Origin of the sequence: Rhodococcus sp. ACPA1 (assembly GCF_002300195.1) — a bacterium.
GTDB lineage: Bacteria > Actinomycetota > Actinomycetes > Mycobacteriales > Mycobacteriaceae > Rhodococcus_F > Rhodococcus_F opacus.
On sequence record NZ_NSDX01000008.1, the window covers coordinates 414,606 to 437,274 of the forward strand.

At 64.9% G+C, this 22,669-nt stretch carries 18 protein-coding genes and 2 pseudogenes; 15 read left to right on the top strand and 5 right to left on the bottom strand.

Annotated elements, in window-relative coordinates; all coding sequences use genetic code 11:
* The first annotated feature begins 160 nt into the window (after positions 1–160).
* Genes CJ177_RS34955 through CJ177_RS34970 form a run of 4 tightly spaced genes read left to right on the top strand, consistent with a single transcriptional unit; the run spans position 161 to position 4,138 of the window.
* On the top strand, positions 161–766 hold the full coding sequence (locus CJ177_RS34955) for a cupin domain-containing protein (protein ID WP_143548761.1): 606 nt from the start codon (positions 161–163) through the stop codon (positions 764–766).
* Entirely contained in the window at positions 763–2,742 is a 1,980-nt protein-coding gene (locus tag CJ177_RS34960) for an acetoacetate--CoA ligase (RefSeq protein WP_095869842.1), read from the top strand. Before CJ177_RS34955 ends, CJ177_RS34960 begins: the two co-directional genes overlap by 4 nt.
* Positions 2,739–3,182 carry a hotdog fold thioesterase gene (locus CJ177_RS34965; RefSeq protein ID WP_095869843.1) on the top strand — a complete coding sequence of 148 codons (444 nt, stop codon included), beginning with the start codon at positions 2,739–2,741 and terminating at the stop codon, positions 3,180–3,182. Before CJ177_RS34960 ends, CJ177_RS34965 begins: the two co-directional genes overlap by 4 nt.
* A gap of 2 nt (positions 3,183–3,184) precedes the next feature.
* Positions 3,185–4,138, top strand: coding sequence for a fumarylacetoacetate hydrolase family protein (locus CJ177_RS34970; RefSeq protein WP_179443364.1), 954 nt, complete (start codon positions 3,185–3,187; stop codon positions 4,136–4,138).
* Here CJ177_RS34970 and CJ177_RS34975 read toward each other — a convergent pair.
* From CJ177_RS34975 to CJ177_RS47995, 4 genes and pseudogenes are all read right to left on the bottom strand, one after another.
* Positions 4,135–4,947, bottom strand: a pseudogene (locus CJ177_RS34975) (IS481-like element ISRhosp6 family transposase); the annotation flags it as partial. The gene CJ177_RS34970 and the pseudogene CJ177_RS34975 overlap by 4 nt on opposite strands.
* A gap of 422 nt (positions 4,948–5,369) precedes the next feature.
* The gene (locus tag CJ177_RS34980; RefSeq protein WP_095869845.1) at positions 5,370–6,230 is read right to left on the bottom strand and encodes a hypothetical protein; all 861 of its coding nucleotides are present in this window, start codon (positions 6,228–6,230) and stop codon (positions 5,370–5,372) included.
* Between the two features lie 78 nt (positions 6,231–6,308).
* On the bottom strand, positions 6,309–7,247 hold the full coding sequence (locus CJ177_RS34985) for a VOC family protein (protein ID WP_095869999.1): 939 nt from the start codon (positions 7,245–7,247) through the stop codon (positions 6,309–6,311).
* A gap of 49 nt (positions 7,248–7,296) precedes the next feature.
* The gene (locus CJ177_RS47995) at positions 7,297–8,817 is read right to left on the bottom strand and encodes a bifunctional 3-(3-hydroxy-phenyl)propionate/3-hydroxycinnamic acid hydroxylase (RefSeq protein ID WP_218835159.1); all 1,521 of its coding nucleotides are present in this window, start codon (positions 8,815–8,817) and stop codon (positions 7,297–7,299) included.
* A 130-nt stretch (positions 8,818–8,947) separates the two neighbouring features.
* Here CJ177_RS47995 and CJ177_RS34995 point away from each other — a divergent pair, with 130 nt between their 5' ends.
* Entirely contained in the window at positions 8,948–9,847 is a 900-nt protein-coding gene (locus CJ177_RS34995; protein ID WP_166680756.1) for an ABC transporter substrate-binding protein, read from the top strand.
* A gap of 263 nt (positions 9,848–10,110) precedes the next feature.
* Here the strand turns inward: CJ177_RS34995 and CJ177_RS35000 are convergent, their stop codons facing one another.
* Positions 10,111–11,076 carry a LysR substrate-binding domain-containing protein gene (locus CJ177_RS35000; protein WP_095869848.1) on the bottom strand — a complete coding sequence of 322 codons (966 nt, stop codon included), beginning with the start codon at positions 11,074–11,076 and terminating at the stop codon, positions 10,111–10,113.
* Between the two features lie 122 nt (positions 11,077–11,198).
* Here CJ177_RS35000 and CJ177_RS35005 point away from each other — a divergent pair, with 122 nt between their 5' ends.
* From CJ177_RS35005 to CJ177_RS35050, 10 genes and pseudogenes are all read left to right on the top strand, one after another.
* Positions 11,199–12,497, top strand: coding sequence for a cytochrome P450 (locus CJ177_RS35005; RefSeq protein ID WP_241031736.1), 1,299 nt, complete (start codon positions 11,199–11,201; stop codon positions 12,495–12,497).
* A gap of 18 nt (positions 12,498–12,515) precedes the next feature.
* Positions 12,516–12,842, top strand: coding sequence for a 2Fe-2S iron-sulfur cluster-binding protein (locus CJ177_RS35010; RefSeq protein WP_095869849.1), 327 nt, complete (start codon positions 12,516–12,518; stop codon positions 12,840–12,842).
* Between the two features lies 1 nt (position 12,843).
* A complete protein-coding gene (locus CJ177_RS35015; RefSeq protein WP_095869850.1) occupies positions 12,844–14,082 on the top strand; it encodes an NAD(P)/FAD-dependent oxidoreductase in 1,239 nt (412 codons plus the stop codon).
* A 428-nt stretch (positions 14,083–14,510) separates the two neighbouring features.
* Entirely contained in the window at positions 14,511–15,218 is a 708-nt protein-coding gene (locus CJ177_RS35020) for an MFS transporter (protein ID WP_206016350.1), read from the top strand.
* Positions 15,158–15,787, top strand: coding sequence for an MFS transporter (locus CJ177_RS35025; RefSeq protein WP_166680754.1), 630 nt, complete (start codon positions 15,158–15,160; stop codon positions 15,785–15,787). Before CJ177_RS35020 ends, CJ177_RS35025 begins: the two co-directional genes overlap by 61 nt.
* Before the next feature lie 70 nt (positions 15,788–15,857).
* Positions 15,858–16,877, top strand: a complete 1,020-nt coding sequence (locus CJ177_RS35030; protein ID WP_095869852.1) for a fumarylacetoacetate hydrolase family protein — start codon at positions 15,858–15,860, stop codon at positions 16,875–16,877.
* A gap of 172 nt (positions 16,878–17,049) precedes the next feature.
* Positions 17,050–18,242, top strand: a pseudogene (locus tag CJ177_RS35035) (acetyl-CoA C-acyltransferase).
* A 243-nt stretch (positions 18,243–18,485) separates the two neighbouring features.
* The gene (locus CJ177_RS35040) at positions 18,486–19,466 is read left to right on the top strand and encodes an ornithine cyclodeaminase family protein (RefSeq protein WP_095869853.1); all 981 of its coding nucleotides are present in this window, start codon (positions 18,486–18,488) and stop codon (positions 19,464–19,466) included.
* A gap of 10 nt (positions 19,467–19,476) precedes the next feature.
* The gene (locus CJ177_RS35045; protein WP_095869854.1) at positions 19,477–20,961 is read left to right on the top strand and encodes an NAD-dependent succinate-semialdehyde dehydrogenase; all 1,485 of its coding nucleotides are present in this window, start codon (positions 19,477–19,479) and stop codon (positions 20,959–20,961) included.
* 65 nt (positions 20,962–21,026) lie between these two features.
* Positions 21,027–22,046, top strand: coding sequence for a dihydrodipicolinate synthase family protein (locus CJ177_RS35050; protein WP_095869855.1), 1,020 nt, complete (start codon positions 21,027–21,029; stop codon positions 22,044–22,046).
* Positions 22,047–22,669: the final 623 nt, after the last annotated feature.

The following is a 22,669-nucleotide window of genomic DNA, read 5'->3' on the forward strand; positions in this document are numbered from 1 at the left end:
GGTCTCGAGCTCGATCGTCGACGCGAGCCGGGACGCAACTCGACGGAATCGAATCCTGCGTACCCCATCGGAGAACGGGAGGTCGCGTCGTGGCTCCCGAGGAAAAGCCGTACCCATTCGCCACTCAGGCAGTGAACTGATTTCAGAAAGGCAGCACACAATGAATCAGCCTCAGGCGCGAACCGCCTCTATTCGTCGGGTGGTGACGGCGGTCGACGAGCAGGGCCGGTCATACGTCCTTGCCGACGGCAAGGCCCCCAACATTTTCAGGTCACCGACGGTTCCCGGATTCGGCGCCGCGCAGGTGTGGGCCACCGAACCGGGACCGGTGTCCAACGACGGCCGCCTCGACCCAGCTTCCGTCGACGCCGAGATCCCGATGTACCCGGAACTGGGTGGCACGATCTTCCGCGTCGCCGACTTCCCACCCGACAGCGTGTACGAAAAGGCCGGGAAGGACCAGCTATTCTCCGACATCGGCGGCGACCACGCGCGAGAGGAAGCGACCCACAGCGGCAACCGCCACTTCTGGTTCCACAAGACCGACTCGATCGACTTCGCCGTCGTAATCGAGGGCGAGATCTGGCTACTTCTCGATGAGGGCGAGTGCCGGCTCGAGGCCGGTGACGTGATCGTCCAGCGCGGCACCGCGCATGCCTGGTCCAACCGAACCGACGAGAACTGCCGGGTGGCGTTCCTTCTGTTCGGCGCCTTGCCGGTATCGACCGACGACACCCAGAGCGAATTGGCGGGGCAGTCGTCGTGACAGAAACACCGGGGGACGTTCTGTGGTGCCCCGATCAGGCCCGCACAGAGGGCAGTGAATTCACCAGATTCGTCACCTGGCTGACCACATCGGGTCTCGTGACGCCGGGCACGATCGACGACTACCACGCACTGTGGCACTGGTCGGTCACCGACCCGAATGCGTTCTGGCGCGCGTTCGCCGACTACATCGGCATCGTCGTCGACACCCCGGACGGCGAACCTGTCGTGCCCGACACGATGCCCGGCGGGCGATGGTTCCCGGGAACGACGGTCAACTACGCCTCGTATGCGCTCGCCGACCACGACAACGCCGACGAGGCCATTGTGGCCATCGACGAGGACGGTACGACAACGACGACCACATGGCACGAGCTCCGCCGGCAAGTCGGCGCCCTCGCCGCGTTCCTGCGACAATCCAGGGTCCAGCACGGCGACCGCGTGGTTGCAATCCTGCCCAACCGCACCGAAGCGGTGGTCGGGTTTCTCGCCGCAGCCTCGGTCGGGGCGGTGTGGTCGATCGTCGCGCCCGAGTTCGGCGTCGGCGCCATCGTTTCGCGGCTGCAGCAACTCGAACCCGTCGTGCTGATCGCGGCGAGCGGTTACACCTACGGTGGCCGCCGTCTCGATCGCAGTGACGTCCTTGCCGACATCGTCGCTCAACTGCCGAGCCTGCGCGAAATCGTCTGGGTCGATACCGCTGCGGGTGTTCCGGCCACGTCGATGCGTACGCACTCCTGGCAGGACGTCGTGGCCGCCGAGCACGAATGGGAAGCCGACCAACTACCGTTCGACCATCCCCTGTGGGTGCTGTTCTCCTCGGGCACCACTGGCATCCCGAAGGGGATCGTCCATGGACACGGCGGCGTCGTCCTCGAGCACCTGAAAACCCTGACGCTGCACGCCGACCTTCGCCCCGGAGACAAGCTGTTCGTCGTCGGCACCACCAGTTGGGTGGTGTGGAACATGCTCGTCTCTGGGCTTCTGCGCGGGGCCACCATCGTTCTCCTCGACGGCAACCCCGCCCATCCCGACATCGACCGGGTCTGGCGAGTCGCTGCCGAGAACAAGGTGTCGATGCTCGGCCTCGGCGCTGCCTACACACACGCCAGTATGCGCGCTCAGCTGCGCCCAGGAACCGACCACGACCTCTCCGCGCTCCGAATGATCCAGGTCACCGGCTCCCCCCTGGCACCGGACGCATTCCGGTGGGTCTACGACGCCGTCGGGCCGGTGTGGCTGGCATCGGTCAGCGGGGGCACCGACATCGCCGGAATCTTCCTCGGCGGCGCGCCGACCGAACCGGTGCGTCTGGGACGCCTCCAGCCGCCTGCGCTCGGGGTTGCCGCCGCAGCATGGGACACCGCCGGCCACCCGGTGGTCGGCCAACCCGGCGAGCTGGTGATCACCAGCCCGATGCCGTCGATGCCGCTGTACTTCTGGAACGACCCCGACGGCTCGCGCTACCGCGAGAGTTACTTCTCGACGTACGCCGGTGTGTGGCGCCACGGAGACCTGGTCGAATTCGATACCGATCGCAGCTCGGTCATCGTCGGACGATCGGATTCGACACTGAACCGCAACGGCATCCGGATGGGCCCAGCGGACCTGTACCGGGTGGTCGAGGCGTTGCCGGAGGTCGAGGAGGCACTCGTGGTGGGTGTCGAGGAGACCGACGGCTACTACATGCCGCTGTTCGTGCAGTTGCACACCGGAACCGATCCCGAAGCCGCGATCACGGCCATCCGCAACGCGATTCGTGCGGCGCTGTCACCACGGTACGTCCCCGACGACATCATTGTTGTCTCGCGGATTCCGCACACCCGCACGGGCAAGAAGCTCGAGGTTCCGGTCAAGCGGATTCTGCTCGGGCACTCCGTGGACCAGGTGGTCGACCCGGGTTCGGTCGACGATGCGCAGGTGCTGATCGAGATCCGTGACCGCACGATACGACAGCGACAGGTGAGCGTGCCATGACGATCACCGAGCCGGTCCGCAGGCTGCTGGCGCAGGATTCGAGCCTGGCCGAATTCGGAATCGAGGTGCTCTCGGCGGGGGAGGGGCGGGCGGTACTGCACATGGTGATCGATGAGTCCGTGGCGAACGGCCACCGCATCGCCCACGGCGGGGTGATCTATGTCCTCGCCGACAGCGCCTTCGCGTGTGCCGCCAACAGCCGCACACCCGGAACAGCCACCGCCGGTGCGTCGATCGAGTACTACACCCCGGCACACGTCGGAGAGGAATTGGTGGCCGAGGCAATCGTCCGGCACCACACCGGTCGGCACTCCCTGGTCGACGTCACCGTCCGCAGCGGCCCTCGTGTCGTCGCGGAATACCGCGGCCGGGGGGCAGTCCTGCGCCGCCCGGATAGTGCGGTCGGCAACCGAACCGCCGACCAATCGGAAGAGAGATGAGGATGGACCAGAAACGATTCACACTGGGGACCTTCGACGCCGGCAACGGCCCATTCCCCGGACTGGTAGTCGACGACGACGTGTACGACATCAGTGCATTCACAGCCTATGACTCGACCGCCGCGCTACTCGAGGACTGGGACTCCGCGTTCAAGACACTGGCCGAGGCCGCGGTCTCACCCACTACGCCCGGAACACCCGCGTCGGAACTGCGAACGCTGCCGCCGGTGACCCGGCCGGGCCAGATCTACGGGGCCGGAGCGAACTATCGCGAGCACATCATCCAGATGGCGGTAGCGCACAAGCTGGGCACCGCCGGACTGACGGACGAGGAGCTCGCCGAGGAGGCCGGCCACGACATCGACGAGCGCAAAGCGCACGGCGAACCGTATGTGTGGACCGGTGTCCCTTCGGCGATCAGCGGCGCGTACGACGACATTCTTCTTCCTACCGGATGGTCCGACCACGACTGGGAACTCGAGCTCGGCGTGGTCATCGGTCGTCGTGCTCACAACGTCACGGTGGCCGGCGCACTCGACTACGTCGCCGGCTACACGATCTGCAACGACCTCACCACACGAAGCCTGGTTCCGCGCAGGGATATTGCGATGATGGGAACGGACTGGATGCGGGCGAAGAACTTCCCGACGTTCTACCCGACCGGCCCGTGGCTCGTTCCGGCAGCTTTCGTGCCAGACCCACTGAACCTGGGTATCCGGCTTCGCCTCAACGGTGACACCATGCAGGACAGCACCACGGGCGACATGGTCTTTGGCCCCGCGGAACTGATCTCCTACATCTCGCGCTTCGTCGAGCTCGAGCCCGGAGACATGGTGATCACCGGATCCCCGCCCGGCAACGGCTCGCACTGGGGCCGGTACCTCCGCCAGGGGGACGTCCTCGAATGCGAGATCGATGGTCTGGGCATGCAACGCACCCGCTGTATCGACGCCTAGTTGTACTGATCTGGGAGGTTGGGTACGCGGGTGGCGGGTGGTTGGCCGCCGAGTGCGGTGTGGCCTCGGTGGTGACTGTAGGTGTGCAGCCATCGCGGGAACTCGTCGCAGCGTTCGCGGTCGCTGGTGTAGAGGCGGGCGTAGGCCCATTCGTCGGCCAGGGTGCGGTGGAAGCGTTCGACTTTGCCGTTGGTTTGGGGTCGGTAGGGGCGGGTTCGGCGATGCTTGATCTCACCGAGTGCGTCTCGGAACGCGTGTGATCGGTAGCAGGAACCGTTGTCGGTCAACACCTTTTCGACCGTGATGCCGTGCTCGGTGAACCACGCGTTGGCGCGTAGCCAGAACGCGGCGGCGGTGGCTTTGCGTTCGTCGCCCAACAGTTCGGAGTAGGCCAACCGTGAGTGTGCGTCGATCGCGGTGTGCAGGAAGTGGTAGCCGCGGACCGGACGGTAGTACTTGTCGACCTCGCCGCTGCTTTTGTCGGCCCGGGCATTGCGGCTGCCTGCCGAGCGACCGACCTTCCGCCATCCGCCGCCGGCGGGGATCTTGCCCAGTTTCTTGACATCGACATGAACGAGATCGCCGCAGTGCGGTGAGTGCATGCGACGGATCACCCGTCCGGTCGGGCGGTCGAGCCACCGCAGTCGAGCCAACCCGTACCGGCTCAGGACCTTGTGCACTGTCGAAACATTCAGACCCAGCAGATACGCGATCCGGGCCGGACCCCAGCGGCGGATGACGCGGACCTTGATGATGCGCCGCTCGGTGCGCGTCGGGGTCTGGTTCGGGCTGCGATGTGGCCGTGACGTCACCAACGTTGGATCAGTACACCTAGTCGCCGCGGAAGCTGCCCGCCGGAGGAGGCCGGGTGCTTGCGTTGGCTACGAAAACGTGGACATTAAAATTAAGAGGTTCGTCAGCTCGAATGCGAACGCGTCCGGACGGCCGTTTCCATGTACGCCACGCTGTTGATCGCCTCACCGCTGCGGGTTGACGTATGCAAATGGGTGCGGGCTCGCTCGACGAGCAACCCGCACCCATTCTCGTACATACAATCTCACTCACCGACGGTGGAGGGCCGGAGGTGTGAATCCCACCGTTGACCCCGCGGACTCATTCTTGGAGGCGATCTTGCTCGCCAAGCCATGACCCGCTCTGAACCGGTCAACCAGATCAGAGCGTCTTCCGCGGGGCGTTTCACGATGCGGGGGAGCGGGGCCGCGCACCCGGCTCACGCCCTTCCCGACCCGTGCGGAGGTTCTGGTGGCAGCGGACGGGAACGTCGATCAGCCACCGCAGGCAGGAGTTTTGGTGGTCGCACCATGACAATCTCGTCGATTCTTCCGTCGCGCACCTTGTTGGCATACTCGGGATCGGCGAGGAGTTGCCGGGCAAGCATCAGAGCATCTCCGTGGCCGGATACGATCGCGTCGGCACCCGTCTGCGGATCGGTTGTGCTGCTGAGGAACAGCGGGACATCGCCGACTGCCCCGCCTCCCGCCGGTGAGGTTCCCGGTGGGAGGCGGTCCTCGGTCATATGAACGTTCTTCGGGCTTGCGGTGAGAATCGGCCGGTCCTTGCCTGGCATTCCCATCCGCCCGAATCCGGCGAAGGCTTGGGAGAAGATCGCGGTCCCGTGGGAATGCACGGCGGCGGTGAACCGCCCCAGGTCGGGGATGAGATCGTCGGAGTCGAAACGGAGCAGTGGCCGGAACGGTGCCTCGTCAACTCCTCGTGACGTGGCCGCTGACCCTCCGACGATGATCATGCCGACGCCGGTGGCGCGCTCGGTGAGGAACGCAATCGTTTGTCTGCTCGGACGTCCGCCCTTGTGCTGCTGCAGGACCGCCATCGGACCCATGACGATGCGGTTGGCGATCTCGAGTCCGTTGATACTCGGTGGCTGGAAGAGCCCTTCGCTCGGACGAACAAGGCCCGGGCGGAGTCTGTCATAAATTCTTCCGGTGACGTCTGTGGCAGTCGTGACTGCGGATGTTCTCTTCGGTGCGACGAATTTCGGAGCAATCGGTGTGTACGCCGCATCGATGGGCGAGAAATCCGACGGAGGCCCTCCGGTCGCATCTGTCGTCACCGTGGGGTGCGAACGCGACCGGAGGGCTCCTTGCGGGTGCCCGGGTAGCCCGGGCTGCGGTGTCGGTACGCGAGGCCCCTATACCGGGGGTGCCTGGAACAGGCCCTTGTCCGGATCGTTGAACATCTGCTTGCTGATCCATTCGTTCATTGAGTCGGCGGTGCCCCACTCATCGGAGGTCTCCGGTTCGCTGGTGTCGTACAGGCTCGGGTGCCAGGTGTCCTCGTCGAGAAGTTCGAGTTCGGTGGTGTACTCCATCGTGTTGCCGTTGGGATCGTGGAAGTAGGTGAAGGTGTTGTCGCCGGCGCGGTGTCGGCCCGGTCCCCAGATCTTCGGGACCTCGGCTCGAATGAGCCGTCCGCTACCGCGCATGTATTCGTCGAGCCCACGCATCTCGAACGACACGTGATTGAGCGCGGTATGGGGGCACCGGGCGATCGCCATACTGTGATGCTGCGGTCCACAGCGCAGGAACCACATGAGCCCACCCATGTGAGGATGGACGAGGGTGTCGGAGAGACGCAAGTCGAGGTGCTTCACGTACCAGGCCAACATCTTCTCGGGCTCAGGCGAGTTGAGAACCACGTGCGACAGTCGCACGGGAATGGCTTCACGTTCCTCGATCTTGCGGTGTGTGCGGGTCTCGACGTCGGCGGAAACTTCGAGGACGCGACCTTCGAGGTCGAAGAACCGGAATCCGTAGCCTCCGCCGGGCGTCTGCAAGATGTCGGGTTCGCTGATCAGCGCGACGTTCGCACCGCCGAGGCGGTCGGCGAGCTGATCGACGGATTTGGGGTCTGCTGCGCCGAACGACACGAGATCGAGTCGCTTCTCGTCGGCGCGTCTGACACGCACGATGTACTGCTCAGGCGAGCCTTCGGCCGCGAAGTACGTCAAATTGCTTTCGCCGCCGACATCGGTCAGGCCCCAGTTGTTGCCGTAGAACGCGACCTGCTTGTCGTATTCGGGGACCGCTATGTCGACGTGACGTAGGTGGGTGATCGGACTGAATGACACGGAAATCTCCTTCGGGTACCAGTTCAGGGCAGTGACGGGCAAGGGCTCGTCACTGTGGCAGGGGCGCGGCCTGGACGGCGGGGGCGAGCGCCGCTTTGAAGGTGGGGACGAGTTCGAGCAGTAGCCCGAGCTCCTCACACGTGTCGGCGACACCGAGCACGTACCGGTCCGGGCGCAGGACCACGGCCTTGCCATTCACCGAGGCGAGCAGGTCGGAGAACGTCTCCGGGTCGGTGAGCACCACGGTCTCGCCATCACCGGTGAGCGCCCCCTGAAGCTGTGGTGACAACCCGGCGATCATGTCCTCGGGTGCTGCGACGAGGAACCGGACGCCGACCAGATCGTCGAGGCGTGTTCCGTCGGACAGCCGGGGCTGCAGGGAAAGTCGGCCCGCACTGTCGTTGAGTTCGGCGGTATGCAAGCCGGGACCGAGCGCCGGCGACGGGGGTGCAGATGCACCGGGGTTCGCGCGCACGTAGGCGTCGCGATGTTCGGCGGTCTTGCGGTCCGTGGTCTGCAGAATGCCTGCCATCGTCGCCGCCTGCTCCACCCAGTAATGGGCGTGCGGGCGCCGCTCGCTCTCGTAGGTGTCGAGCAGGTCCACGTCGGCGAGACCCCGCGAGACCAGACTCAGCTTCCAGATCAGGTTGGCGACATCGCGCATGCCGGCGCACAGTCCCTGGCCGAACAGTGGCGGAGCCTGATGGGCGGCGTCCCCGGCGAGGAACACATTGCCCGCACGCCACCGCTCGGCAACCCGTGCGCGGAAGGTATAGATCGCGGCCCGGTCCGGCGTGAATCGGTCCGTCGGCAGAACGCCGTGGCTGATGCGCTCGATGGCGGCCGCGGTGGTGATCTCCTGGGGATCATCGTCCGGCATGACCTTGAACTCCATCCGGACCCGCTTGCCGGGAAGGCGAACCCACAGTGCCGGCCGACTGTAATGACCGAGGAACACCATGTCGCCACTGATGTCAGGCTCCCCGTCCAGTAATCCGTCAACGACCAGCCACGGATCATCGCTACCGAGGCTTTCGGTCCGGACATCGAGCAGTCGCCGCACCGTCGAGGTAGCCCCATCAGCTGCGATGACCCATCGCGCGGTGAGGGTCTCCGTAGAGCCCTCGGCGTCTGTGACCACACAGCGAACCCCGTCGGCAATGTGCTCCAGATCGGTCAAGGTGGTCCCCGAGCGAAGTGACACGCCGGCCTGGCGGTCCACCTCGCTGCGCAGCAGTACCTCAATGTCGGGCTGATGGAACATGACGTCGTCATGCCATGCCTGTGTTCCGAGTTTCCCCGTTGGATGTGAGAACAGCGTCTCGCGTGCTTCATTCTCCATGCGGAAGTCCGTCATCGGCTTACATCGAGCCATCGCCTGTTCGCCCAGGCCGAGGGCTTGAAATGCGCGAAGGGTCTCTCCATCGAAGTGCACCGCCCGAGCCTGTGGCCACACGCTACTTTCGCGTTCGATCCCGATCGCTGAGATCCCGGCCTGGCCGAGAAGAGCGAGGGCGGCCACCCCCACGGGGCCGCCGCCGACGACCACCACTTCGTAATCCCAAGACACGTGAGCTCCTTGCTGTACTAGACGTCTCGTATCGATTTCCGTACTCTAACCCCATGCGATGTGGATCACAATCACTTTCTGTAGCGATATGTACGAGGGCTTCGAAACAACTCACACGGAGGCACAGTCGATGACGGTGCAGCAGTCGGTGTTCGTCGTCCCCCCGGTCGTGGCGGTGGCGCAGCATCGGGGGCTGTTCGCCGCAGCGGGCGTCGATGTGGAGACAAAATTGGTGGGGTCCTCCCACGAACAGCGCCGGGAACTCGACGAAGGCCGAGCGGATGTCGGCATCACCGCGACAGACAACCTGTTCGCCTGGAATGCAACGGGTTCGGACATCGCGGTGATAGCCCAGATCGAAACGACCACCGATCTTGCCTTGACGCTTCGGCCCAAATTGCTATCGACCGATGGTCTCGACGTGATTCGTCTGGCGGTCGACGCCCCTACGAACGGCTTCGCCATCGTCGCGTACTCGATGATGGCGCGGCTCGGCCGGACGAAAGACCAGTACGAGGTCGTCGAGGTGGGTGGCGTGCGCGAACGGTTCGAGTCACTGATCGCCAACACGGCGGACGTGACTCTCCTGGCGCCGCCGCTGGACGAGATCGGCCGCGATCAGGGGATGACCGTTGCCATGCGGATAGCGGAACTGGTGCCGTCCTACCCCGGCCTCGGAATCGTGTCCACCCGAAAGGTCCTCTCGGGAAAAATGGACGAAATTGTCCGGTATCTCCGAGCTTTGGCCGCGGCCCACCGGTGGATGCAACAGGCGGCGGCATCCGAGGTCGAGCAAGAACTGCTCGCCACGGGGTTCGGACAGGCTGCGGTCGCCTCTGCTCTCGCCGCGGTGCCGCAGACCCTGGCCCCCTCCGGTATCGGCATTCGGGCGCTCGCCCAGCTGCGCGATGACCTCGGCATGATCGTCCAGGGTGCACCGGAGGCCGGTGATCTGATCGACCTCCGCCCGCTGCAGGCCGCCGGGCTCGTGCCGATACACAACCGCGAGGACGGCTGCGAACCGCTCTGACGGTCCGAATCCGGGACACCGGTCGAATGGACGCCGCCGAGGCAAGCAGAAAATGGCCGGCGTGCCCTCGAGTGCAGATCGCGGCGGCGTGTGTGCGCTGGGTCGGCGCGCGCCAGTGGCACTCTGCGATTCACCGGGGCGCACCGGGAACGCTGCAGGTGCCACCGAACCGAAACTGGCGCGAACCCGCGTCCACGTGTCCGAGAGATGTCGGCGGTCTGCGCAGCACGTCTGACGGGGGAGTGGGTATACGAGAGACGGGTTCACGGAGTGACTTTCGCCGACATCGGGTCGGGCGCATCGGAGTGTTGATGCGATGACTCCCCGGCCCGGGACAAGCTGTGCACGAGATGATCGAGGAAGACCTGTGCCCGCGGGCTGAGGGTCATGTGCCGGGGCCAGGTCGCGACCACGCTGGTGCGGCCGGCACGAGGGGTGAGCGGTCGCGTCACCAGGGGTCGTCCTTCGGAGGTGGTGTCGGGAGAGTTGGGACGGGACATGAGCAGGCCGTATCCGACTCCTCGCCCCACCAGAGCCCGGACGAGATCGATTGTGGGAACGGCGGTGCCGACAGTGGGTTGTACCCCCTGCTCGGCGAAGATTCGATGGGTGTTGGCCGTGCTCGGCGCCGAGTCGAGCAGAACGAGAGGTTCCTCGGCGAGCTCGTGCAAGGCCACGCTGATCCGGTCGGCGAGTCGATGGTCGGCCGGCAGCACGGCCATGACCTCGGTCTCGTACACCACCCGCTTGTTGAGGTCCGAGGGTAGAAACATGTCGTACAGAACCGCGAAGTCCAAGGTGCCGTCGGCCAGTGACGGCAGCAGCTCGTCGTCCCCACCGACCCGGACCCCGACCTTGGCCTTCGGGTGTGCGCCTGCGAAGTGCGCCAGCACCGGCGGCAGCACCGTGGCGGCGAACCCTACATAGCAACCGACCCGAATGGGGCCGGTGATCTCCCCACGCGTGGCAGCGAGATCACCGACGAGGGAGGACACTTCGTCGACGAGATGACGCGCACGATGGGCGAAGTACTGCCCCGCCGGCGTCAGCTGCAAACCCTTCGCCTTGCGACGCACGCACAGTTGCTCCCCCACAATTCGCTCTACCTCCGAAACCGCCTGTGACAGACCTGATTCGGATATGTGCAACGCAGCCGCAGCCTCCGACAACGTCCCATATCGCGGGAGGGCGGAAAACAACTCGAGCTGGCGGACGGTGAGCTGACCCATCTGAAACTTCCGTTCAACTGAAGATATTTGCCATTTTTGATCACTTTACGAGAATTACTCGGTGATGTGAACTAAGTCTCAACCCCAATGTGGTGCACAACACGCACAAGATGGAGAACGACATGACCGACACGGCAGCCACGCGGCCAATGTCCTGTCCGGTGACCCACGCCCCGGCCTCCGCCGGCGAGAGCGCACTTCCGCAAAGAGGCACCGTCGACCCGGCTGAATTACCCCCGGCACCCGAAGTCGACTGGGTGGCGCCCGGTGAACTTGCCGCCGACCCGTACCCGACGTACCGGCGTCTTCGCCACGAGGCGCCGGTGGCGTGGGTCCCGGCCGTGAACAAGTACCTGGTCACCAGCTACCACGAATGCCACGAGATCGAGTGCGACCAGCAGACCTACACCGCCGATGTCGGGGGCAGCGGCGCGACCATGCTGCGCGCGCTGGGTGGGCATCCGATGCTGCGCAAGGACGATCCCGACCATGCGTCCGAACGATCGACGATCAATCCCACCCTGCGTCCGAAGATGGTCAAGTCCGTATGGTCCGAGGTGTTCACCCGCAACGCGCGTACCTATCTGGACGTCCTTGCCGATGCCGGTCCCGGGGCTGCCGAACTGAACCGGGACTACGCAGCACCGGTGGCATCACAGAACCTGATCGATCTGCTGGGGCTGCCGGATGTCGATGTCGAGGACATGCGGCGGTGGTCTCATGCCTTCATCGCCGGCACCGGCAACCTGCTCGACGATCCGGACATCTGGGTCCGCTGCGAGCAGGCCCGCACCGAGGTCGACGCCCTGCTCGATGCCCTGATTCCCTTCTACGACAAGCATCCCAATGAGTCGATGACCTCGGCACTGGTCGGCAGCGGACTGCCTCGGCAGGCGGTGGCCGCGAACGTCAAACTGACCATCACCGGGGGAATGAACGAGCCGCAGCACATGATCACCAACATGGTGTGGGCGCTGTCGAGGCATCCGGACCAGCAACGGCACGTATCCGTGGACCGCTCGCTGTGGCCGGCGGTGTTCGACGAGACCGCGCGCTGGCTGTCGCCGATCGGCATGTACCCCCGCCAGACCACCCGCCCGGTGGTGCTCGGGGGAGTGCGCCTGCCCGCCGGTGCCGCCATCGGTGTGGTGGTCGGCTCCGCCAATCGCGACGAACGCTACTTCGACGCCGATCCCACGGTGTTCGACATTTCCCGCCCACGCCGCCCACACCTGGCGTTCGGCAGCGGGGTCCACCTATGCGCTGGCCACTGGGCGGCCAAGAGCGCCGTCGGAGAGATCGCGGTGCCCCTGCTCTACGAGCGCTTCCCCACCCTGCGCGTCGATACCACCCGCGAAACCCGATGGGACGGATGGGTGTTCCGAGGACTGACCGATCTCCCGGTCACCTGGGACAACTGAGAAAAGAGAGAGACCTCCATGCCAAAAATCACCTTCCACCAGCCCGACGGTCGCAGCGACGTCCTCGACGTCCCCGACGGCACATCCCTGATGCGCGCCGCGGTCACCAACTCGATCCCCGGCATTGTCGGCGAATGCGGCGGACAGGCCATGTGCGCCACCTGCCACGTCTACATCCGCTCCGCGCATCTGACGGATCTACCCGACGTCGGCGAGGACGAGGACGAGATGCTCGACTGCACCGCCACCGCCCGCGCCCCGCAGCGGTCCCGTCTGGGTTGCCAGATCCTCGTCACCACCACCCTCGACGGTCTCGAGGTCGATCTCCCGGAAAGCCAGATCTGACATGAGCGCGACGATCATCATCGGCGCGGGCCATGCCGGGATCCAGCTCGCCGACTCCCTGCGAACCCGCGGCCACGATCGCCCGATCACGGTGCTCAGCGCCGAATCGGAACTGCCCTACCAACGCCCCCCACTGTCGAAGGACTACCTCGCCGAAGGCGATCCGCAACCGTTGCCGCTGCGTGGCACCGAGTTCTATCACGATCACGAGATCGACCTGCGGCGCGGCACCGCTGTCACCGGAATCGACCCGCGCACCCGCACCATCGGGTGCGCAGACGGCACCCGGATGCACTACGACGACCTTGTTTTGGCCACCGGCTCCCGCAACCGACGCCTCACCCTTCCCAGCGCACAGGGACCCGGGGTGCACTACCTGCGGACAGCCGCCGACGCCACCCTCCTCCACGACGACCTCGACCACGCGACGGCCGCCGTCGTCATCGGCGCCGGTTTCATCGGACTCGAATTCGCCGCCGCGGCGGCCCGGCGCGGCATCGACGTCACCGTCGTCGAATACGGTCCCCGGCCACTCGCCCGCGCCCTGACCTATGCCACCACCGACCAGCTGACCGTCACTCACCGCGCCGCGGGTATCGACTTTCAATTCGACGTGCAGGTGTCGGCGATCGAACACGCCCACGGACGTGTCTCCGCCGTCGTCGGACACGACGGCCGCCGCTTCCCCGCCAACCTCGTGGTCATCGGTATCGGCGCGGACCCTCAGACCGATCTGGCCGCCGCCGCAAACCTGCGAATCGACAACGGCATCCACGTCGACGAATTCCTACGCACCAGCGACGAGCACATCTGGGCGATCGGCGACTGCGTCAGCTTTCCCTGCACACACGCCGGGACCAGGGTTCGGCGGGAATCGGTGCAGAACGCGGTCGACCAGGCCCGGGCCCTGGCGGCCACACTCACCGGGACCCCCACCGGCTACCAGGACCTCCCGTGGTTCTGGAGCCACCAAGGCAGCTGCAAGATCCAGATCGCCGGCGTCGGCGGTCCCACCGATCGCACCGTTGTCCCCACCGACCCCACCACCGGAAAGTTCTCCACTTTCCGCTTCCGCGACGACGTCCTCGTCGCCGTCGAATCGGTGAACCAGCCCGCCGTGCACCTCGCCGCCCGCAAAGTACTGTCCGCACCGCGGCGGCCGAGCCTGACCGACCTGACCCGGGCCGGCTTCGATCTCAAATCGCTCTCCGCGCGATCCGCCGCGATCTCCGCAGGCTGAACAGTCCCTGCACCACCCCGCCCAACTACGACACACCCGCGTGTCGCACCCGCGCACAGTCCTGCGCTCCCGGCGTTTCGCAAACCCGCTGCCACAACAGCTCTCAACTGCGGTTCGAGAGAGCCGAGCGCGCCGCACCGGAGCCTTCGACGGATCGGCACCTGAACCTTCGGTAGCTCTCAGCGGCACGCGGACCGCCCACGGAGCGACAACGAACGGCGCCGCTGGTTCGGCGTGGTCCTCCGCCATCCCTTGCGGGCAGCTTCTACCGTTCAACCGTGGAAGTTCCACGGGTGCATGAAATTTACGAACTCCGTGGGATAGGTTGAGATAGCCCGCAGGCGATGTGACGCCAATTACACGAAGCGATCCCCGCTCGTCTCGAAATACCAATGCTCGATTTCCCTCCCTGTCGAAGGTGTGTGCCCATGGTCAGTAATGAAGAGATCCGGCGCGGATGGCCAACTATCGTCATCGCTGGCTTCGGGTCGGCGGTCGGCATCTCCGGATTGCTGCTGTACACAATAGGTTTGTTCACGGCCGACCTCGAAAACGCCATCGGACTGAGTAAGACCTCGTACGGTCTCGGTCTGCTGCTGGTCAGCGCGGGGGTCGCAGCAGGAACGGTATGCACGGGGCGCGCGATCGACCGCTTCGGGACGAGGAGAGTCATTGTTTTCGGGCAACTGTCCTTCGCATCCGGATACCTTGCCCTCGCGACAATCGTCGACACCGTCCCCGTCTTCCTTGCGGTCATGTTCGCACTCGGCTTCCTCGCCAGCGCATCCGGCCCGGTCGGATTTACGCGAACGGTAAGCCTGTGGTTCGTCAAGTCGCGCGGGTTTGCCCTCGGACTCGCGATGACTGGGATCGGTGTCGCCGCGGCCGTCGCTCCGCTCGTCGTCAATGGCGTCATTGTCGAATATGGTTGGCGCGCAGGGTTTCTTGTGCTCGCTGTGATCGCCGCGAGCGGTATCGCTCCCGTGCCCGCCTTTTTGAAAGAGCCCTCGGCAACGGCCACTCGGGGGAGGACGACGACCTCGCCGAGTGCACTGAACTCGATGTGCCTGCTCCCGTGCGTGCCCGCTCGACTTTCGCCGCGATTCGTCGAGACCGGTGCTTCTGGAGATTGTTGATCACGTTCTTCGTGATGTCATTCGCTTTCACGGGCTTGCTCACACATTTCGTTCCAATGTTGCGGTCGATGGATGTGGAGCCGTCGCAGGCCGCGACCTTGGCGTCCCTGATCGGATTCGCTGTCATCGGAAGTCGGGTCATGGTGGGATTTCTGCTCGATCATGTCCGCCCGGGACTGGTTGCCGGAGGGGTCTGCGCCTTGAGTGCTGCCGGTACATGCTTCCTGATCGTCGGAGGCGTCGCTTTCGCTCCACTCGCCGCCATTGCCTTGGGGCTGGCCATCGGCGGCGAGATCGACATGATCGGCTTCTTCACCGCTCGGTACTTCGCACTCGCGGGATACGCCCGAGCATATTCCTGGATGTACACGGGCTTCGTCATCGCGGCAGGCATCTCGCCATTGCTCATCGGGATGTTGTTTGATGCCCTCGGCACGTACTCAGCAGCACTCATCCTGTGCGCAGCATTGGCCGCCATGTGTGCATGTGCCTTCGCCACACTGCCGACGCCCACTCCGCGGACTTCGCCGGCTTCTCTCATCCCGCAACCCGCCGAAACGGAGTTGTAGATGATGTCATCAAACCTATTGCGGTTCGAGACGTATCGTATAGGATTACGGAACAAACTAGGAGGCCACAATGAAGCTAGGCAGGGTGGTGCGACCGACCCCGGACGGTCCGCGCGCACGAATCGTCGCGGTGCAGCCCGATACCGAAAGGGTGATCGACCTGGCGCAGGCATATGCGCTGACGCTGCAACGCTCGGGTGCGGAGCCGGAGCGCGCGTCGAAGATTGCCCGCTCCATCTTTCCGTCCAGCATGGCCGCCGCGATCGGTGGCGGCGATGTCTTTCTGGATGCTGCGCACGAGGCACTCGGAGCCGCGGACGACGCATCACTGCCGTTACTCGAGGTCCAGTGGTGTGCAGCGGTGGATTCCCCGGTGATCCGGGATGGGCTGACCTTCAGTCAGCACATCGTCAACTTCAGTGAGAAGGTCGCACACGCGCTGCCCAATCCGAACATCTACAAAATTCCGGGGTACTTCAAGGGCTCGACCGCGACGGTGTACGGGCACAACGAAGAGATTCCCTACCCGGACTTCACGGACGCGTTCGATTACGAGCTCGAGATCGGCTACATCGTCGGCCGGCGAGGACGGAATCTGACGCCGGACGATGCGTTCGACCACGTCTTCGGCATCACGATCTTCAACGATTTCAGCGCGCGAGACGTGCAGGGCGCAGAGATGGCGATCGGCATGGGCCCGCAGAAATGTAAGGACTTCGCCTACGGCATCGGCCCATGGATCACCACCATGGATGAGGTCTCGTCCATCGAAGGATTGACGGGATCCGTGCGGGTCAACGGCGAACTATGGTCCTCCTGCGTCGCCGAGGACATGGTGTACACCCCCGCCGAATTGGTCGCATATGTCTCGATCGCCGACTACCTCCAGCCCGGCGACATAATCGGTTCCGGCACTCTGGGATTCGGGTCTGGACTCGAACTCGGCAAGACACTCTCACCCGGTGACGTAGTGGAACTCGAACTCGAGTCCGTTGGCACATTGCGGTCACCGATCAGTAAGACCCGCGAGAAGGCCCCGTGGTGGCCTGAGCCGCGGCCGTATCCCTTCGAGGTCCAGGACGTCAACTGAACGACGTACGCGGTGCCGAGCCGGAGGCCGGGGTGCTGGCAGGGGGCGGTACCTTCCGCCGGACTCTTACGAGCCCCTCGGCCTCCGGCAAGCCCCACACTCAATCAGGATGCATGTCTGTCCGAGACCCACGCCGTCACCAAGTACAAGTGAATGGCGCGAAAGGAATTCCATGACGAACGCTGTCATCGTGGACGTCGTCCGCCTCGCCTCCGGTAAGGGCAAGCCCGGCGGTGCGCTGTCGGGCACGCACCCGGTGGAACTGCTCGCGCACGTGCTCCGCAGCATTGTCGAACGCAACGGCATCGACCCCGCACAGGTCGACGACGTCATCGGCGGCTGCGTCGGGCAGGCCGGCGAGCAGGCCCTCAACATCTCCCGGACAGCGGTGCTGTCGGCCGGATTCCCGGATTCGGTTCCGGCCACCACCGTCGACCGCCAGTGCGGCTCGAGCCAGCAGGCGGCGCACTTCGCCGCGCAGGGCGTGATCGCCGGCGCCTACGACATCGTGATCGCCTGCGGTGTGGAGTCGATGTCCCGCGTTCCGATGGGCACGACGACCATCGGTCAGGACGCGTCCGGCCCGGGCATCGCCGCCCGCTACCCCGAGGGACTGGTCAACCAGGGCATCTCCGCCGAACTGATCGCCGCCAAGTGGAAGTTCGACCGCGACACCCTCGACGTGTTCTCCGCGCAGTCGCATCAGCGGGCCGCCGACGCCTTGTCGAAGGGTCTGTTCGACAAGGAGATCGTCCCGATCTCGGTCACCAACGCCGCCGGTGAGACGGTGACCCACACCGCCGACGAGACCGTGCGCGCCTCCACCACCGCCGAGGGACTGTCCGGGCTGAAGTCGTCGTTCTACTCCGAGAAGTACGCGGCCCGGTTCCCCGAGGCGCAGTGGCACATCACCCCGGGCAACTCGTCGCCGCTGACCGACGGCGCGTCCGCGGCGCTGATCATGAGCGAGGAGATGGCGTCGAAGCTGGGACTGACGCCGCGGGCCCGGTTCCATTCGTTCGCCGTTGCCGGTGACGACCCGGTCTTCATGCTCACCGCGCCGATCCCGGCGACCAAGAAGATCCTCGCGAAGTCGGGGCTGAGCATCGACGACATCGACGCTACGAGGTCAACGAGGCGTTCGCGCCGGTGCCGCTGGCGTGGGCGCACGAATTCGGGGCCGACCCGGCCAAGCTCAACCCGTGGGGCGGCGCCATCGCGCTCGGGCACGCACTCGGCTCTTCGGGCACCCGCCTGCTGAGCACCCTGGTCAACAACCTCGAGGCCACCGGCGGACGCTACGGCCTGCAGACCATGTGCGAGGGCGCGGGCATGGCCAACGCCACCATCATCGAACGCATCTGACCGGGGCGGAGGACCAGTCCCGCACCGTCCGATCCCCGGCAGGGCTGTCCGCTACCACGGACACCTCCGCCCGCCGGAAGTCGGCACCGAAGCCCAGTGCTTCCTAGTTACGCCTCGATGGGTGGATGACCCTGGGCTCTCCGGTCGTCAGCCGACGGTGGTGAGTCTGGGGCTAGAAACCCACAACCCAATACGATACGATCCGTATAGTATCGCAACCTTCTGGAAAGGAAGGGGAGAAGATTGACACTCCTGCTGGACGACGCCGCGGTGCGATCGGCCTTCGACTGGACGCCGGCCATCGCCGCGTTGCGTGACGCCTATCGGGCGGCTCCCGACGATGCTCGATTCCCGGCCCGGACCATTGCGCGCGGCGGCACCTCGTTCCTGCGGTCGATGAGCGGCGCGCCGGGCAGCGGCGGGTTGATGGGCGTAAAGACCATCGCCGGCGCGATCGGCGTGCGCAAGTTCTCGTACCTCATCTCCCTGTTCGATCAGGAGTCCGCGGAACTGGTGGCGCTGCTCGACGGCAATTCGATCACCGGCTACCGCACCGCGGCCACATCGGCGCTGGCGGTCGACCTGCTGGCCGCACCCGGACCGGTCACGGTTGCGGTCATCGGTTCGGGTTTCGAGGCGAAGAAACATGTTCGCGCCCTCGCGGCGGTGCGCAAGCTCGAAGCCGTGCGTGTGTACAGCCCGCGAGCGGAGAGCCGGGCGCGCTTCGCCGACGAACTCGCCGATCTGGACACGTCGATCATCGCCGCCGAGTCACCTCAGGCAGCGGTTTCGGGCGCATCCGTGGTGATCTGCGCGGCGCGATCTTATAACGAATCGCCGATCTTGCTGGGCGCGTGGCTCGAACCGGGAATGACCGTCGTCTCGATCGGATCGACCGTGCGGGAGCAGCGCGAGGTCGATCCGGATGTGATCGCACGCGCCGACGTCGTCATCGCCGACGTCCTGGAAGAAGTACTGCACGACAGTGGCGATCTCATCGCCGCGACGCAGGCGGGCATCGACGTCACCGACCGGATCGCGGCGCTGTCCGACCTCGTGTCCGGAAGGCACCCTGGGCGCACGACCACCGAACAGATCGTCGTGTACAAGTCCGTCGGCTCCGCCGTTCAGGACTTGGCCGTCGCCGCTATGTGCGCGGACGCCGCCCGCACGTCCGGGCTCGGATCCGAACTGCCCATCCGCATCCCACCGGTTCACAAGTAAAGGACGCACCATGAGCACTGCTGCCACCGGGAGCCGAACGCTCGCGGACCACACCCTGTTCCGCACTGCGGCCTATATCGACGGACAGTGGATTGAAAACGGTGAATCCGGGCGTTTCACCATCGCCAACCCGTCGACCGGTGAACAGCTGGCCGACCTGCCCTCGCTGAGCCGTCCGCAGGTCGCCGCGGCCATCGACGCAGCACACCGCGCCCTGCCCGGCTGGCGGGCCCGGTCCGCCAAGCAACGCGCCCAGATCCTCCGGCGCTGGTTTGACCTCGTCAACGAGCACGCCGAGGATCTGGCGCGGTTGATCGTCCTCGAGGAGGGCAAGCCGGTAACCGAGGCGCGCGGTGAAATCGCATATGCAGCATCGTTCATCGAATGGTTCGCCGAAGAGGCTAAACGTGTGCGCGGCGATGTCTTCCCGGCACCCGATCCCGCGAACCGCGTCCTGGTGCTCAAGGAGCCGATCGGGGTGTGCGCCGCGATCACGCCGTGGAACTTTCCCGCAGCGATGATCACTCGCAAGGTTGCTCCTGCGCTGGCCGCGGGTTGCACGATGGTCGTCAAGCCTGCTGGGCAAACACCGCTCACCGCCCTGGCTCTCGCGGAGCTGGCCACTCGTGCCGGGGTGCCGGCGGGTGTGTTCAGCGTGGTGCTCGGCAAGGCGGGGGAGGTCGGCGCGGAACTCACCGGAAACCCGTTGGTGGGGAAGGTGAGTTTCACCGGGTCGACGGAGGTCGGGCGGCTGCTGCTGCAGCAGTCGGCGGCGACGGTAAAGAAGGCATCGATGGAACTCGGAGGGAACGCGCCGGTACTCGTCTTCGACGACGCGGATCTCGAGGTCGCCGTATCGGGTGTGCTCGCCGCGAAGTACCGCAACACCGGTCAGGCGTGCATCAGCGCCAATCGGGTATATGTGCAAACCGGCATCTACGAGCGGTTCACCGCGGAGCTGGCCAACCGGGTCTCCGGCCTTCCGGTCGGCGACGGTTTCGAGCCGGGCGTCATGCTGGGCCCGCTGATCGACCAGTCTGCTGTCACCAAAGTCGAAGAACATGTGGCCGACGCCGTCGCCCACGGCGCACGTGTGGTGTGCGGTGGTGCGCGACATGACCGGGGCGGGCAGTTCTACCAGCCGACGGTGTTGGCCGATGTCGCCGCCGGTATGAAGGTCACCCGCGAAGAGACCTTCGGCCCGATCACCCCGCTGATCCCGTTCACCGACGAGGCGGATGCGATCCGGCAGGCAAACGACACCGAATTCGGCTTGGCCGCCTATGTTTTCAGTCGATACGCCGAGAGAATCTGGCGTGTGGCGGCGGCCCTCGAAGCTGGCATGGTCGGAATCAACTCCGGCCTGATCTCCAACGAAACCGCGCCCTTCGGCGGCATCAAGCAGTCCGGCCTGGGGCGGGAAGGGTCGATCTACGGCATCGACGAGTACATGGAGATGAAGTACCTCGCGTGGGCGGGCAGCGGCGCGAACTGACCGGAGCCGTTCAACCGGCCAACACATCGAAATCAATTGATCGAAAATCGGAAGGAACGCCCGTCATGGCTGTTTACACACGCTCCGAAGCCCGGGAATGGGCCCGCGAGAAGCTCGTCGGCGCCGTCAACTGCACAATTCCATCGTTCACGAACGACCTCCGCCGCATCAACGAAAAAGGCATTCGCCACGATATCCGCCTCGCCAAGGAACACGGTTTCATTGGCAGTCTCGGTATCTCGGAAATCAGCATCACCCTGCCGGAATACCTGGACTTCTTGCGGATTTCCAAGGACGAGGCCGGCGATGACTTCTACATCGTCCACCACGCGAGCTGGAACGATCTGGAGCAGAACATCGAAGCCGTCCGGGGCGCAGAGGAGGCCGGCGCCGATCTAGTGCTGCTGTCCTACCCGCCGAACTTCTACCCGGAGTCCGAGCAGGAGATCTTCGACTACACCAAGGCCGTCGCCGACGCGACGAACCTGGGTATCATCCTGTTCCCGATGGTGATCTGGGGCTTCAGCGGCCGCATTCATCCGTCCGATATCCCCACCCGCCTCATTCGCCGCATGATCGACGAGATCCCCAATCTCGCGGTGGTAAAAGCCGAAGGCGGCTTCCCGAGCATCCAGAGCGCGATCGAATGCCATCGCCTCTTCGGTGAGGAGATCGTCATCTCGATCCCCATCGAAGGCGAACTGATCCCGCTCTCGCAAGTCATTCCCATCCAGCTCTCGGCCACCAGCGATCACGAATACTTCGGACCCATGATTCCGCGTGTGATGCAGCTGCTGCGCGACGGCAAATACGATGACGCCACCGAGATCTACTGGCAGTTGCATCCTGCGCGCAAGGTCAAAGCCGGACTATTCAACGGAATGCACGGCGGATCGTTCCTCAACCGCCAGGCGTGGAAGTTTCAGGGGTGGTTGCAGGGCTACAACGGCGGCCCGCTGCGGCAACCCACCCAGCGCATCCATGACCACCAGATGGCCGCGCTGCGCAAGGGCTTGATCGACGCCGGACTGGAGCCGAGTATGGATCCGTTCCGAGAGTTCTTCATCGGCCGCAACCCCGCCTGACCGCGGAACCAGTAGAGGGAAGTGGCTCCGGTCGATTCCTCGATCGACGTTGGTGCGGTACTCCGGCGGAGCACCGTCGATCGAATTGTTGGCCTGGGTGCGTGAACTGAGTGTCGAAGGCGATGACGTCACCGCCCTGGTCGGCGACGTCATCGCTCGAAAGCTGCTACTTGACCGACCAGTTATATTCCAACCTCTGACCCACTATCCACGGACGACCTTTCGGTCCGGTCAGCTTATCAACGCCAGAGGTCCCCGGAAGGGGATCGAAGCGAACACCCTCAGTTCCAGATCGTTGACACCCGAATCACACTGATGTGGGTTTCGCGTGCTTCAGAACCCTTGTTGTTGAAGGTTTCATAGAGGCTGGCGAGCAGCATTCTGACCTGTAGCCAGCCTCGGGACGCGGGCCGTCGGCATTCACGGAGTAGTCGATGTACCGACTTGGGATCTCGCCACAGACCTAGGAGTAGTCGAAATGCCGTTGCATGTCCTTCATGCTGCGATTGCGTGCGTCAGTCTGATCGCACCCCGCCGCGCGACATCGATCCAACAAATCCTTACGAATTGTGCCATCGCACGAGCCAATGCACGGTGGCTGGCCCTTGCCGCGAGCGCATAAC

Excerpts from the sequence above, each read along its gene's own strand:
- CJ177_RS34955 (WP_143548761.1), top strand. The coding sequence starts at position 161 with ATGAATCAGCCTCAGGCGCGAACCGCCTCTATTCGTCGGGTGGTGACG.
- CJ177_RS34965 (WP_095869843.1), top strand. The coding sequence starts at position 2,739 with ATGACGATCACCGAGCCGGTCCGCAGGCTGCTGGCGCAGGATTCGAGC.
- CJ177_RS34970 (WP_179443364.1), top strand. The coding sequence starts at position 3,185 with ATGGACCAGAAACGATTCACACTGGGGACCTTCGACGCCGGCAACGGC.
- CJ177_RS34995 (WP_166680756.1), top strand. The coding sequence starts at position 8,948 with ATGACGGTGCAGCAGTCGGTGTTCGTCGTCCCCCCGGTCGTGGCGGTG.
- CJ177_RS35000 (WP_095869848.1), bottom strand. The coding sequence starts at position 11,076 with ATGGGTCAGCTCACCGTCCGCCAGCTCGAGTTGTTTTCCGCCCTCCCG.
- CJ177_RS35005 (WP_241031736.1), top strand. The coding sequence starts at position 11,199 with ATGACCGACACGGCAGCCACGCGGCCAATGTCCTGTCCGGTGACCCAC.
- CJ177_RS35010 (WP_095869849.1), top strand. The coding sequence starts at position 12,516 with ATGCCAAAAATCACCTTCCACCAGCCCGACGGTCGCAGCGACGTCCTC.
- CJ177_RS35015 (WP_095869850.1), top strand. The coding sequence starts at position 12,844 with ATGAGCGCGACGATCATCATCGGCGCGGGCCATGCCGGGATCCAGCTC.
- CJ177_RS35020 (WP_206016350.1), top strand. The coding sequence starts at position 14,511 with ATGGTCAGTAATGAAGAGATCCGGCGCGGATGGCCAACTATCGTCATC.
- CJ177_RS35030 (WP_095869852.1), top strand. The coding sequence starts at position 15,858 with ATGAAGCTAGGCAGGGTGGTGCGACCGACCCCGGACGGTCCGCGCGCA.
- CJ177_RS35045 (WP_095869854.1), top strand. The coding sequence starts at position 19,477 with ATGAGCACTGCTGCCACCGGGAGCCGAACGCTCGCGGACCACACCCTG.
- CJ177_RS35050 (WP_095869855.1), top strand. The coding sequence starts at position 21,027 with ATGGCTGTTTACACACGCTCCGAAGCCCGGGAATGGGCCCGCGAGAAG.